Here is a 15,469-nt window from a genome sequence, read left to right as displayed (position 1 = left end):
TATAACTTATCATGAAAAAAAATCTACTGTTTTATTTATCTTTTTTTGTTTGCATAACGGCATTCTCTCAGCAAAAGGCGGAGATAGTCGTTAAATCGAATGCCGGAAAATACAAGATCGACAAACATATATACGGTCATTTTTCCGAGCACCTCGGACGTTGCATCTATGACGGGCTTTGGGTTGGCGAGGATTCTCATATACCTAATGTGAACGGTGTGCGTAAGGATATTATCGATGCGTTAAAACATATTAAAATACCGAATCTTCGTTGGCCGGGGGGCTGCTTTGCTGACGAGTATCACTGGATGGACGGAATAGGTGCAAGAGCAGACCGCCCTAAAATGGTGAATACTCACTGGGGTGGGGTAGTAGAAGACAATAGTTTTGGTACGCACGAATTCCTTAATCTGTGTGAAGCACTGGGAACAGAACCATATATCTGTGGGAATATGGGAAGCGGCACGGTAGAAGAAATGTCGAAATGGGTGGAGTATATCACTTTTGACGGGGAGAGTCCGATGTCTAATCTTCGTAAGAAGAACGGACGCGAGAAACCATGGAAAGTAACTCTGTGGGGCGTTGGTAATGAGAATTGGGGTTGTGGAGGAAACATGACTCCGGAAGGCTATGCCGAAAACTACCGCCGTTATGCTACTTATTGCCGCAACTATGGCGAAAACAGACTGTACAAAGTTGCCGGAGGCCCTAATGTAGACGATTACCGCTGGATGGAAGTGATGATGAAAAACATACCGCATCACATGATGTCGGGTGTATCGGTTCACAATTATACATTTACTTACAGATGGGAAGATAAAGGAAATGCGCTGGGTTTCAATGAAGATGAGTACTTCTCGTTGCTTGAGCATGGTATGCGTATGGATGAGATAGTGACAAAACATGCCGCCATAATGGATAAGTACGATCCTGAGAAGAAAATAGCCATGATAGTAGACGAATGGGGTGCATGGTACAATGTGGAGCCGGGGACCAATCCGGGATTCCTGTATCAGCAAAATACACTGAGAGACGCTTTACTGGCGGGAACTATTCTGAATATTTTTCACAAACATGCCGACAGGGTCCGTATCGCTAATATTGCGCAATTGGTCAATGTGCTACAGGCCTTGTTTCTTACAGAAGGTGACAAAATGCTGCTGACCCCTACCTATCATGTGTTTGATATGTACAAAGTACATCAGGACGCAACCATGCTGCCGCTCGATATTATAAGTCCTTCATACAGCCGTCTGGGTAAGGAAATCAATTCGGTATCGGCTTCGGCGTCGAAAGACGTCAATGGAAAAATACATGTGTCAATTGTGAATATCGATCCTAGCCAATCGGTGGATATAACATGCACTATTAAAGACCTGAAAAACGGCCGTTTCGCATCCGGTAATATAATTACTGCTCCTAAAACAGACTCACACAATACATTCGAAAAACCGAATGAAGTGCAATTGAAGGATTTTAAAGATGCAGCAGTGAAAAATGATGTATTGACGGCGAAAATTCCGGCTAAATCGGTAGTAACGATAGAATTGAATTAAACTCACAAACTTGCGGTTAAATTAACTATGAAAACGATTATCAATATCCTGTTTTTAGGATGCTGTACTTTCATTGTATCCTGTGCTCAGAAACCGTTTGAACCCAAAGCCAACGTAAATCCGTGGGCTGACGATTATTCCGGCATTTCCGAAATGAAGGATTATAAGCAATGGGGTACCTACAATGTACACGATCCGTCGTGCCTGCTGATAGGAGATACATATTATATGTATTCTACCGATGCTATTTATAAAGAAGACAGCGCGGCAATGAAGAAAGATGATCTGCCTTTTGGCTATATACAAGTCCGTAAATCGAAAGACCTTGTCAACTGGGAATTTATCGGATGGGCCTTTAAGGAAATACCTCAGGAAGCCAAAGACTGGGTTTTAAATAATAACAACGGTAAAGGTGCGACGAATATATGGGCGCCATACATTGTAGAATATAAAGGGAAATACCGCTTGTATTACAGCGTCTCGGCTTTTGCCAAACAGGTGTCTTATATTGGTATGGCAGAGTCTGCATCGCCCGAAGGCCCTTGGGAACTAAAAGGCTGTGTGGTGAAAACAAAGACAGGCGATGTAATGAATGCCATTGACCCTAGTATTGTTACCAATCCTGAAAATGGGGAGCAATGGATGCATTATGGCTCTTATTTCGGCGGGCTGCATTGTGTGCAACTGAATCCCGAAACAGGACTTACGCTTAACGACGGGGATCAGGGACATCTTACCGCCCGCCGTTTCGACGGAAAGAAAAACAATATAGAAGCTCCTGAGATAATCTATAACCCCGATTTGAAGAAATACTTTCTGTTTGTTTCTTACGATCCGCTAATGACTACTTACAATGTGAGGGTAGGACGTTCCGATAAGCCGGAAGGCCCTTTCACAGATTTCTTTGGAACAGATATGCGCGAAGAAACGGATAACTTCCCTATACTGACTTATCCGTACCAGTTCCGCAACCATATCGGTTGGGCAGGAGTGGCACACTGCTGTGTATTTGCAGACAAAGGCGGCAAATACTATATGGCTCATCAGGCACGCTTGCGCCCCGAAAATCATATGATGGATCTGCATGTAAGAGACATGTACTGGACTGCCGACGGTTGGCCAGTAGTATCTCCGGAAAGATATGCAGCCACCCCGCAGCAGAAAATACAGGAAGGTGACCTTATGGGAGACTGGGAAGTGCTTGTTGTACAGGGTGATGCGCCTGCTCGTGACCTGTTTGCCGGACAGATATTATGGGGCGAAAATCACCTGAAAGAAGGGGAAGAAAACAAATCGGAAATAATCACTCTGAGCAAAGACTTGTCGTTTAGTGGCGGTTTATCAGGCAAGTGGGCTTTCGATAAAAGTGGTATTTTAAGCCTGAATATTTCGGAAACTGTCAGCAATGTACAGGTATTTATGGGACAGGACTGGGAAAACCAGACGCAAACTATATTGTTTACAGGCCTTAATTCTAAAGGATATTCCATTTGGGGAAAAAGAGTAAAATAATAAATGAAAATTATAAAAATACTTACAGGCAAAAATGCTGAATTTATAGAGTAGTGTTGATTTTTATCTAATTTTGTGCGCTTACTGATTTTAATAAGGAAAAAATAGAATTATGCTCAATAAAATACAAAATAATAACAGGATTAATATAAGTTTTTTTGCTGAAAACTTGTATGTTATATGTATTTTGTTAGAGAGAGAGAGAGAGAGAGAGAGAGAGAGAGAGAGAGAGAGAAGTAACACAAACTTCTTTATCGAATTTAATCTTTACTTCAAAAAAGCATAACAAGCCTTTTTGAAGCAAAGATTTTTTGTTTTAAAAAAAAATCAGTAAGCGTATAAAACTATAGGAACTACCTCATACTTTCTAAATTCTAAATCTATTGAAGAACAGTAATATACTGTGTTAACCGAAATGTTTTTCTGAGCAGTGCACACTGCACAAAAAAGAATTATTAATCATTAATCTAAGTTATATGCAAAAAGTTAAAAAATGGGCGCCATTGATCATGGCAGCATTTACAATCCTTTTGTGTGCTTCATGTCAGGACTGGGGAGAAACAGATTCCCCTTCAGGCAACCAGGTGTATCCTAAACTGGAAAAGATAGTTACTTATTCCTTCGAGGAGGAAATCGACCCTGCAATTATCCAACTCTATGCCTATAGTGATGGCAATATCCCCACACTGGTAAATGATGACGAGCGCAAAAGTAGTGTGCTCCATCTGAATGGTGGATATGCACATATCGATAATCCGCTCAATAGCGTGAAAGCTCAAAATGGAGTTTCACTCACTTTCTGGATGAAACAAGTAGTTCAAACAGGAGAAAACTCCGAACAGGATTTGGATGGGGCATTATTCTCTTTCCAAAACGAGAATGGTACACAGAAATTCTTTTTCACAGCTAATGGCTGGCTGAGTTATGATGGTGTTGACGGAAAATACGAGGACAACAACCCTTCAGACTATAAAACCGGATTGCTTACAGCCGGTGAATGGCACTATGTAGCAATGACAATCCGTGACAACGGATATGTTGTATATGTAGATGGACAGAAAAAAATAGATAAGGAAGTTACCGAGTTTGATTTCTCAAAAATTGTTCAGTTCATGGCTTCCGTACCTTCTTTATATCTGGGTTATGGTTCTGGCAGTGAAACTCAGGAATGGATGCTTGACGATCTCACTATCTACCGTAATCAGATTACCGACAGTCAGATAAAAGTGCCGGGAACAGGTGGTGAAGAGGAAGAAAATAATTACATCATTGTTGGTAACGAAGATATGTCTACCCCTTGGTGGTCGGCTTTCTCCGATCTTGTAACAATGCAGGGCGACCAGACTATACACTATGGTTTCTATAATCATACTAATGGTGCTACGGTTTATAATAACTGGGTATTGATTCTTACAGATGGAAAAGACCAAACTAATGATAGCCGCGTAGAATATCTCGCATTGCGCGCCGATGCTTTCGGATGGGGTACACTCTATTCTGCCGATAATGTGACCAGTAATTACAACATGGATACTTTTACATCCGATATGAAAGGTGCTTATGTAGATTTGACTATCAAACGTACTGGTAACCGTATACAAATTACTGCCGTGACAACTACAGCCGAAGGTACAGTATACACAATGAACAATTTTATCGAAGGAACATTGTCCGGAACTATCGGTGCAATCCTTACTTGCGAAGGATCGTATCTTGAAATTGATCCCGAAACTGTATATGTAGGTCAGCAATATGCTCCGGATACCTATCTGGTCGGTCCGGCAGACATGAGTGCAGGTTGGTGGTCGTATTTCTCTAATTTCTCGATTGTTAATACAACCCCTTTCGTTTACACTTTCATTAATAACTCTAATGCTACTGCAAACTGGAACAATTGGTTGCTAGTTGTAACCAATGGTAAAGATCGGGGAGAAGCAGGGTATGCCGAGTATTTCGTGGTGCGCGCCGATGCTTTCGGATGGGGACCTGAGGGATCTAACTACAATGCAGCAAATATATCCGCAAGTTATGATTGGGACAGTTTTGCTACACAAATGAAAGGCGCACACTGTATGATAATCTTGGAACGCAACGGTAATCGTCTGGATATGACAGCTAAAGTAACAACAGCCGATGGTGTGAAACTGGGCGACTACACATTCTTCTATGAAGGAATAACGACTGACATAGGCGCATTTCTTACAGTAGAATTAGCCAGTCTGAATATGCGTACGGTAGGATACTATCCGTTCTTGAATGCTGCCGAATAATAAATCAATAAAATGCTATATATGAAAAATAAACGAACAAATGGAAAAGCACCGTGGAGCAATTTGCTCCTGCGGCTGCTGCCAATAGTTGTTTTGATGCTGATTGGACAAAACGTATGGGCCCAGTCCAGGCAGGTAACAGGTATCGTAAAAGATATTACCGGAGAGACCGTTATCGGTGCCAGTGTCGTTGAAAAAGGGACTACCAACGGCACTATTACAGATGACGACGGTGGCTTCAGATTGACAGTCAGCAATGACAACGCTATATTGCTGTTTTCATTCATAGGCTTTCAGCCACAGGAAATAAGTGTGAAAGGAAAGACTATAATAAATGTGACAATGAGAGAAGACTCCGAATTGTTGAGTGAAGTAGTCGTAGTCGGCTATGGCGCACAGAAAAAGGAGAGTGTCATAGGTGCTATTTCACAGCTGAATACTAAAGACATACTACAATCTCCGGCAGCTAACGTATCACAAGCTATTGCAGGTAAGATTAGCGGTGTTGTCACATCTCAGACTTCAGGTGCACCGGGTGCAGATGATACACAGATCTATATCCGTGGACGCGCTACCTTTGCGGGCGATGCTCAGCCTCTTATCCTTGTAGATGGTATCGAGCGTCCGTTCTCTCAGATTGCGCCGGACGATATCGAAACTATTTCCGTATTGAAAGATGCTTCTGCCACAGCAGTATATGGTGTGCGTGGTGCAAATGGTGTTATGCTGATCACCACCAAGAGAGGCAAGGAACAAAAACCGGAAGTGAGTCTGACGGCTAACTGGCAGATACAAAGTCCTACACGCAAAAATACTTATCTGAACTCTTATGAGTCGGTGACATTGCTCGAAGAAGCATTAGCGAATGATGGGTTACCTTCCCAGTTCTCTGCCAGTGATATTGAGATGTATCGCAAATCGAGTGCCGGCCAATTGAGCGGATTGGACGCTATGCTTTATCCAAACGTGGATTGGTATGATGAAGTATTGAAAAGTACAGCTCCCGCGCAGCGTTACAATGTAAGTGTACGCGGGGGGACCAAACGCATGCGTTACTATGCCTCAGGTGAATTTTACGATCAGTCATCGTTGGTTAAGAATTTAAGTAACAATGTATATGGTAATGGTTCAAGCCCTCATTACCGTCGTTACTCTTTCCGGGCCAATACAGACTTTTTCCTGACTAAGGATTTAACTTTCTCGGTAAACTTCGGTACCCGTTTCGAAGAACGTAAAGGTTCCAATACCGAAGAACGAAATGATTATAGTCAAACATTTTATGAACTGAATCATACTCCGGGCTGGCTCTTCCCTGTATCATATACGGTACAGAACGGTGAAGATACCAAAACCCTTTATGGAGGGAGTTCACAGTACCAGAACAACATAGTAGCCGCACTGGCCGAGGGTGGTTACTACCGTGCGGTGAATACCATCAATGAAACAAATTTTATTGTAGACTATAAACTGGGATGGCTGACCGAAGGATTAAGTGCCAAAGCAATGCTTTCGTTCGACTATGAAAATTATCATACCAATCTTTATTCAGCAGGTTTTGCTACTTACGAATTGAATGACCGCGATAACTATACGTCTATCGATGCTTATAATCAGTTTAATAAAGATACCGAATTGGCATTCACGGAGGAAACGAGTTTGAGGGATTCACAAAAATTTAAATCTATCTATAAACTCTATATGGAGGCTCAGGTGAATTATGCCCGCAAGTTCGGCAAGCATGATGTTACTGCCATGATGTTGTATATGCAGAATGACTATCGTTATAAGTCGGATCTGGCACAGCGTTACCAAGGTTTAGTGGGGCGTGTTACGTATGGGTATGACGACCGTTATCTTGCCGAGTTCAATGCCGGATATAATGGTTCCGAAAACTTTATGCGCGGCAAACGCTTTGGCTTTTTTCCTTCATTCTCATTGGGATGGCGTATTGCAAACGAAGAATTTATGAAGGGTACCGAAAACTGGTTGGATAATCTGAAACTTCGTGCTTCTTACGGGCAGGTAGGTAACGATATATATCAGATCAACGGTGTAAGACAGCGTTTCTTATATGAACAAAAATGGTCGCAGATCGCGAATGACTATTACTTAGGAACCACAGGAAAGAGTGGTATCTACGAAGCTCAGTATCCTAATTATGGAGTTACATGGGAACGCGCTCATAAATATAATCTTGGACTTGAGTTCGGTTTGTTTGGTAGCAGACTCAACGGTAATATCGATGTCTTTTATGAAAAACGTAACGATATATTGACCGAATACCTTACCCGCCCGCAGTGGGTAGGTGTTGCCATGGCTGCCGGGAATCTGGGTAAGACAAAAAATAGCGGTTACGAAATAGAGTTGAAATACAATGACCGTATAGGTAAAGACCTTCATTATTCTGTCGGCCTGACATACTCTCATGCCCGCAACGAAATTCTGGATATGGACGAACCTGAATTGAAAACCGAATATCGTAAGCGTGAAGGCCACCCTATCAACCAATACTTTGGGCTGATGTGCGATGGATTCGTTACACAAGCCGATATTGACAGAGGCAATCTTCCGGTTTCTACTTTCGGCGATGTACAGGTGGGTGATCTCAAATACCGTGATATGAATGGAGACGGCTTTATTGACGAGAGGGACGAAACCTTTATCGGCAGAAGCGATATTCCTGAAAATATATATGCACTGACATTAGGACTCAACTGGAAAAACTGGGGATTTAGTGTGATGTTCCAGGGGGTTGATAATGTGAGCCGTTATTACGATGCAGAAGCTATGTTTGCTTTTGTAAACGGAGGAAAGGTGAAGGAGCATCATCTCGATCGCTGGAATCCGTCACAAAGCGAAGCTTATAATCTGGCAAATGCCAAATATCCATTGTTGCACTATAATAATTATGGCGATCATAATCAGCGTCAAAACTCATTCTTCTTGAAAAACGGAGCTTTTGTCCGTTTGAAAAATATAGAATTAAGCTATACTTTGCCAACCAACTGGGCAGGTAAAGTAGGAATGAGTGACTGTCGGCTGTTTATTAATGCAAACAACCTGATAACCTGGGATGATCTGGATGGCTTGACAGATCCTGAAAGTAATGGATCTAACCGTTACCCGATAATGAAGACTCTGAATTTTGGTGTAAATATTAAATTCTGATAGAACATGAAGAAAACAATTATATATAGCTTATTTGCTGTGTGCATCGCTACTTTCACACTGACTTCATGCGAAGACGCTTTCGGCGGTTTTCTGGACAAACAGCCCAGTAATGAACTAACGGAAGAAGAAGTGTTTAGCGACTGGAACCTGATGGTGGAATTTCACTATGATACTTATAATTTCTTACGCCACGGAGCTAGCCGTATAAAAGATTCCTGGTTAGATTCGGCTACGGATTTGGCAGAGACCAGTTATTCTACAGGTGGGGTGAGAACTACTTTCAATATCGGAAACTATTATGGTTCGGCAGGTGAAGCGGAACTTACGGCTACATGGGAACATCATTATCGTGCTATCCGTAAATGCAACATGATCATTACCCGTATAGAGAGTGTACCAAAAGAGCCTTCTCTGAGCGATACAAAATACAAGGAGGATAAATTGCATTATACATCGGAAGCCCGTTTCCTTCGCGCCTATTTTTATTGGGAATTATTCCTGCGTTATGGGGCAATTCCGATTGTGACCGAAGTGCTCGATCCGAATGGCGATTTGCTGAGTAATTATATTAATCGCCCGACAGTGAAGGAGTACGTCGTAGATTTTATCCTGAAAGAATTGAAAGAATGCGAAGCCGGATTACTGACCTATGACGAAGCTTGGGATTCGAGTCAGGCCGGACGTATCGGGCAGCCTATGGCACGGGCCCTGTATTCACGCATAATGCTTTATATGGCTAGTCCGCGTTTCAGCGCCGAATCCGGTATCACATGGCAGCAAGCTGCTGATGCAGCAAAAAGTTTTATTGATGATTACAGCGCAAATTTCAGTCTGTTTACGACTACGGATGCCGATGGGAATGCTTTGGGGGTAGAGTCTTATACTAATGCATTGTTGAGGACTGCGTATTCCGGAAATAACAAGGAAGTGATTTTTTATCGCAATGATGTAGTTATAAAGTGGGATGCGATCAAGAATGATACACCTGTAGGCGAAGGTGGTAACGGAGGGCTTTGTCCGTCGCAGAACTTAGTGGATATGTACGATATGGCAGATGGTTCTTCACCTTTTGCCCAGTACGATCTTACCGGCGCTCCGGTATATAGTAACAATGCTCCGGCTGTAAATGCCGCCAGCGGATATAATGATGCCAAACCTTGGACAAACCGTGACCCTCGTCTGGCTGCAACCGTCCTCTACAATGGAGTGAAATGGGGTAATGGCAATATCAACGTAGTATTAGGTCAGAGGGACAACCCTATAGGTAATACCAATGCAACTCCGACAGGTTACTATGTACGCAAGTATATTCCTGAAACTATCCTGAGTGCAGAACATTCTCAGAGCGCATACCGCTTGTGGACTATCATGCGATACGCGGAAATCCTGCTCAACTATGCAGAAGCATTGAACGAGGCGCAAGGCCCCGGTACGGAAGTGTATAATATGCTTGATAAAATACGTCACCGTGCGGGTATCAGCGGTAAGATAGCAGACCGTAGCGATTTGACGTCTTCTAAAGATAATATGCGTAACTTCATTCATAAGGAACGTACTGTGGAACTTGCTTTCGAAGAACATCGCGCATGGGATGTCCGTCGCTGGAATGTTGCTGTAGAAGCACTATCGCGTCCTATCTATGGCGTAAATGTAAGTGCAGACGGAACCATTACGCGTAAGGTGGCCCAGAGCCGGGTGTTTGAGAACAAGATGTATCTCTATCCTATACCGGAAGGGGAAGTTTGGAAAACAGGCATTGAAAATAATCCGGGTTGGTAATCCTTAAATTGAATACATATGTATACAAGCATAAATAATATAAAAAACAAGTTGGCAGGGATAAGTAAATTCCTGTTGATGGGAGTCTTCATATTCGTAACCTGCAACATTTGGGCACAAGAAGAACAAGTATTGAAAGGCCGTATTGTGGATTCCGAAGGCAAACCTATTGCCGGAGCTGTGGTAAATGTGGCGGAGCAGAGCCGCATAGCACTTTCCGATGAAGATGGGTATTTCAGTCTGAAGAATGTAAAACTGGACGACGAGTTGTGTGTTAGCAGTGTCGGTTATAAGAATGCTACCGGTACAGCCGAATTTAGCGGTGCTTTCCAAATCATGATGGAACCTGATTTAGATGAATTTTTGCATACCATGCCGGTTCCTTTCGGACGTAAACCGAAGAAATTTATGACAGAAGCCACCTCGGTAGTGACCGGAGAAGAGTTACAGAAGCACCCTATTTCAGTACTTCAGAATGCTTTTACTTCTACTCTTTCCGGAGTGCAAACCTACGAATGGTCCAGTGAGCCGGGATGGACAGAAACCACTATGTATGTCCGTGGTTTGCGTACGATGAATAAGAATGCCCGCAGTCCGCTGGTAATTGTAGATAATGTGGAACGTGACCTTTCGTTTCTGGATGCATTCCCTATCGAGAATATCACCGTCTTGAAAGATGCGGCAGCGACAGCCATTTACGGTATGCGTGGAGCTAATGGTGTGATTATGGTAACTACCAAACGTGGTGCTGCCGGAAAGACAAAGATCGACTTTACACAGGAAATAGGATTTCAGATGCTGAGCAATAAATTTGAAACTCAGAATTCTTATAATATGGCGCTCACCCGCAATCAGGTGAGATACCTCGATGGTCTTGACCCTATGTATACAGATGCTCAGGTAGAGATGTATCGCCGTGTATCATCAGGTGAAAAGCTGACAGGTGTCGACCAGTATAAGTATTTCAATACAAACTGGTTTGAAGAACTATATCGTGAAACAGCCCCGCTGTATAAGACCAATATGCAGATCAGTGGCGGTAACGCCCGTGCGCGTTATTACGTTTCATTCTCTTACCTTCGTCAGGAGGGAATGTGGAATGACAAATGGACGAATTATAACGAAGGTTACAATACGTCTCATACATTGAACCGTTATAACCTCCGTTCGAATCTGGACATTGATGTGAACAAGTATTTGAACGTATCATTGGATTTAGGGGGACGTATCGATAATATTACGCAACCGACAACAGGTGTATTCAGCCTGGTGACCTTCGGTGCGGTGGAAGCCAATCCGATGGAGCCGGTATATACTCCGGGCGGACAAATATATTCATCTAATACGGCTAATAACCCGGCGCGATTATTAGCTTCATCAGGTCAGGAAAAGAACCGTCGCCGTAACCTGTATTCGACCGTGAATGTGACAGGCGACCTGGGAGAATTGGTTCCCGGTCTGAAAGCAAATGCAATGGTGAGTTTCGATGCTTACGATGTATTTGAATCTACGCAGCACAATAGTATCAACTCTTATTATTATGATTATTCAAATCCTTTGGTTACCGACCCGTCTGAATTTAAATTGTCTCAAATGACCTCTTACTCGGCATTGTCAGATCCGACGGCTAACGAACGCGGCAACTATTACAATCTCAATTTCAATGCAGGGTTCTCTTACGATAAGACTTTTGGTAAACACAATGTGGGAGCCCGGGCATTCTTCCGTACCTATCAGAATGCAGTGAACCGGATCGAGAGTACCAACTATGCCAATCAGTCCTCCAATCGTTTCATGTCGTACAACGGACAGGCTACTTATGTGTATGACAGCAGGTATATTTTCTCAGGTAACCTTTCCTATATGGGTTGTGACAATTTTGCTCCTGACGACCGTTGGGGTACTTTCTGGGGAACATCCATCGGTTGGGTAGCCTCGGAAGAATCATGGCTGAAAAACAAGAATATTAATTTACTCAAACTTCGTGCGTCATATGGTACATCCGGCCAGTCTACTACAGGAGCCAATCGTTATCCATATCAGAGCACTTATGGTTCAGGTACAGGTTATAACTTTGGTACTTCCAGTTCTAGCATCAGTGGTATTTATGAAAGTCTGGCAGGTAGCAATAACAACAAGTGGGAACTTTCGGAAATGCTAAATGTGGGTTTAGACTTCGACTTCTGGAATAAGAAGCTTTACGGGTCGTTTGATGCATTCAAAGAGTGGCGTTCGAATATACTGATAGACCGTTCTACTATTCCTAGTATAGTGGGAGTGGCAGTGGCTCAGGATTCTTACGGAAAAGTTGAATCTAAAGGTCTGGAATTGTCCCTCGGTCATCGTGGTAATATAGGTAAGGTGAATTACTTTATCGAAGGTATGTTGTCCTACAATACCAATAAGATTACCGAAATGGATGAAACAGAACCGAATGTGGCTTGGCAGCGCAAAACAGGTGACCGTATCCGTGATTATACATCGGTTGCCGACCTCTACGAAATACCATTCAACGGAAGTGTCGGAGGTTGGAATATTTATAAATTCGATAGTTGGGCTAGCGATCCTAATCTGATTGCAACCAGTCAGCAGGATGCTATAGATAATCCGCATAAATATCCGTACAATACAGCTTCGAATGGTTCTCAACAATTAGGTACGGCAGTGTTTAAGGATTTGAACGGCGACCGTCAGATTGACTCTAATGATATGGTGCCCGATACTTATACTATCATTCCCGAACTGACCCCATCTATGACTTTCGGGTTTGAATATGCCGGATTCGATGCCCGTGCCATACTCACTGCTTACCTGAATCGTTCAGTATTCCTGTCTCCTGCTGTCAGCTATTCGGGATGGAGTAACATGGGTACTCACGAAGTAACCAAGGCTTGGGGGTATTATAACGATGATCCTACCGATTCCCGTAACATCAATGCTACTTACCCGCGTCCTACTTATGGAGGTTTCAATGCTATTGACAGCGACCGTAGTACAGGCACATATCAGAATGATATCTGGATCGTGAATGGAGACTACTTATCGTTACGGAATATCGAAGTTGGCTATTCCCTCCCTAAGAAGCTTATAGCCAAGGCTAACCTTACTAAATGCCGTATCTATTTTAGCGGGTACAATCTATATACCTGGAGCCATTTGCCAAAAGGCCTGGATCCGGAAAAGCCGATGAGCTATTGCTGGTGGTATCCGAAAACCCGTTCGTTCTCATTTGGTATAAACATTGGCTTCTAAGTAAGGTGAAATATTTAAAGCATTGTTTTCAGACATACTATATTGTTGCTATTATACATGCAAAAGCAATAAAAAGGTCTGAGACCTTAATTCAAGAATAAACAAGGAATATAAAATGAAAAAGATTGCAATATATATAACCACAGTACTGTTGCTATTAAGTAATCATTCATGTAGTGATTATCTGAGCAAAGAAGTGGATTTGTCCTTATCGGACGAACAGGTATTCAGTAGCTTTGAGAATACGCGGGGTTTCCTGGCAAATATTTATACTTATTTGCCCGATGCCTTTGCCGGATATAATAATGGACAATTTCTGGCTGCGTCACGTGACTGCATGACGGATAATTCGTTGTCTTTCTGGGATGTACATTATTATCATAGTGTGCTTACCGACAGTTACTCGGCGGCAGATCACCCGTTTGCCAAGGATTTCTGGCCGAAGAATTTTAAAGGTATCCGCGCGGCAAACCAGTTTATGAAGAATGCCCGCTCGTCAGTGATTGGCAATTCGGAAAAAACAGGAGACGATAATCATCTGTACGATCGTAATATCGCTGAGGCCCGCCTGCTTCGTGCTATCTTCCATTTCGACATCGCCTGCTGGTTTGGCGATGTGCCGGTTATCGGTAATGATGAGAATGGAATACCTATCGTATTTGACCCAAGTGACACAGAGGCCATGAACCGTCCGCGCACAAGTAGTGCTGATGCTTTGAAATGGATTGCCGATGAGTGTGATGCTGTGAAAAATCAGTTGCCATACCGTTATAGCAACGAAGATGAAAACTGGGGGCGTGTAAATGGAGCTGCCGCTTATGCTTTAAAATCAAGAGCTTTATTGTACAGGGCTTCTGCACTCCACAATCCCGATAACAAGACTGAATACTGGCAGGAAGCTGCGACAGCGGCATTGGATTTAATTACAGAAAATGCAAAACATAGCAATCGTTACAAATTGTATACTACAAGTGATAATAATCCCAATAAGAATTATTATGAGTGCTTTGTAACTACTCCATACTATAATGACGAGTATATGCTGACTCGTTCGGTATGGAATACCTATCAGATAGAGTTGTTTCTTGCTCCTTGCGGTTTCAGCGGTACAGCAAGTTCTACAGGGCGCACCAATCCGACCCAGAATCTGGTAGATAGCTATGAAACCATCAATGGCCTGCCAATCGACCAGGACCCTACTTATAATGACCAGAATCCGTATGCGAACCGTGACCCGCGTCTGGAGCAGACCATTCTGCACAACGGGTCCATCTGGGGCGATCCTTTGCAGGAAGAGCAACGCGCTGTAGATGTATCATACCCTGACGGAAAAGACTATCAGCAGTTGCATGGGGGCACACTGACCGGATATTATACAAAGAAGTTCCTGAACAATATGTCGTTCAAAAGCCCTTCTACATACAACCATGCCTGTCCTATCTTCCGTTATGCTGAAATTTTGTTGAATGCAGCCGAAGCGATTAATGAGGCTTCTGGTCCCGATCAGGCTTACCAGTATGTAAATCAGGTGCGTGCCCGTGTAGGTATGCCGCCTTATAAGGGCATGACAAAGGAACAGCTTCGCGAACGTATCCGTAATGAACGCCGTGTAGAATTTTGTTTCGAAGATCACCGTTTCTTTGACGAACGTCGCTGGAAGTTGTTTGCAAATCAGACTATCAGTAGCGAAAAAAGTTTACCTCGTTACAAGCAGGTGTATAATATTTATGGTGTAACAGTTACTCCTGAACTTTCAACCGTTTACACATACGGAGGAGCTCAGAAACATCCTACCCGCGCATTCAACAGCCCCAAAAATTATTACTTCCCGTTGCCTGATGCAGAAGTGAAGAAGGCTCCGAATCTTAGACAAAATCCGGGTTGGGAACTATCTGTGGCATCTGAATAGAAGGATATGTTGAGGTTAAG

Annotated in this window: 8 protein-coding genes; all 8 read left to right on the top strand. The window is 43.0% G+C overall.

Features of this window, described 5'->3' with window-relative positions; all coding sequences use genetic code 11:
• Positions 1–11 precede the first annotated feature (11 nt).
• A complete protein-coding gene (locus tag QZL88_RS07775; protein WP_296939852.1) occupies positions 12–1,556 on the top strand; it encodes an alpha-N-arabinofuranosidase in 1,545 nt (514 codons plus the stop codon).
• A gap of 27 nt (positions 1,557–1,583) precedes the next feature.
• Positions 1,584–3,068, top strand: a complete 1,485-nt coding sequence (locus tag QZL88_RS07770) for an arabinan endo-1,5-alpha-L-arabinosidase (protein ID WP_296939851.1) — start codon at positions 1,584–1,586, stop codon at positions 3,066–3,068.
• 112 nt (positions 3,069–3,180) lie between these two features.
• Positions 3,181–3,354, top strand: coding sequence for a hypothetical protein (locus tag QZL88_RS07765; protein WP_296939850.1), 174 nt, complete (start codon positions 3,181–3,183; stop codon positions 3,352–3,354).
• 190 nt (positions 3,355–3,544) lie between these two features.
• On the top strand, positions 3,545–5,338 hold the full coding sequence (locus QZL88_RS07760) for a LamG-like jellyroll fold domain-containing protein (protein ID WP_296939849.1): 1,794 nt from the start codon (positions 3,545–3,547) through the stop codon (positions 5,336–5,338).
• Between the two features lie 96 nt (positions 5,339–5,434).
• A complete protein-coding gene (locus tag QZL88_RS07755) occupies positions 5,435–8,506 on the top strand; it encodes a TonB-dependent receptor (RefSeq protein WP_363927919.1) in 3,072 nt (1,023 codons plus the stop codon).
• A 6-nt stretch (positions 8,507–8,512) separates the two neighbouring features.
• Positions 8,513–10,288, top strand: a complete 1,776-nt coding sequence (locus QZL88_RS07750; protein WP_296939847.1) for a RagB/SusD family nutrient uptake outer membrane protein — start codon at positions 8,513–8,515, stop codon at positions 10,286–10,288.
• An 18-nt stretch (positions 10,289–10,306) separates the two neighbouring features.
• A complete protein-coding gene (locus tag QZL88_RS07745; RefSeq protein WP_296939845.1) occupies positions 10,307–13,540 on the top strand; it encodes a TonB-dependent receptor in 3,234 nt (1,077 codons plus the stop codon).
• Positions 13,541–13,655: 115 nt separating this feature from the next.
• Positions 13,656–15,449 carry a RagB/SusD family nutrient uptake outer membrane protein gene (locus tag QZL88_RS07740; protein WP_296939844.1) on the top strand — a complete coding sequence of 598 codons (1,794 nt, stop codon included), beginning with the start codon at positions 13,656–13,658 and terminating at the stop codon, positions 15,447–15,449.
• Positions 15,450–15,469 lie beyond the last annotated feature (20 nt).

The sequence above is a fragment of the uncultured Dysgonomonas sp. genome (assembly GCF_900079725.1).
GTDB lineage: Bacteria > Bacteroidota > Bacteroidia > Bacteroidales > Dysgonomonadaceae > Dysgonomonas.
Note: the sequence above shows the minus strand (reverse complement) of the source record. Positions and strands in the feature narration are given on the sequence as shown.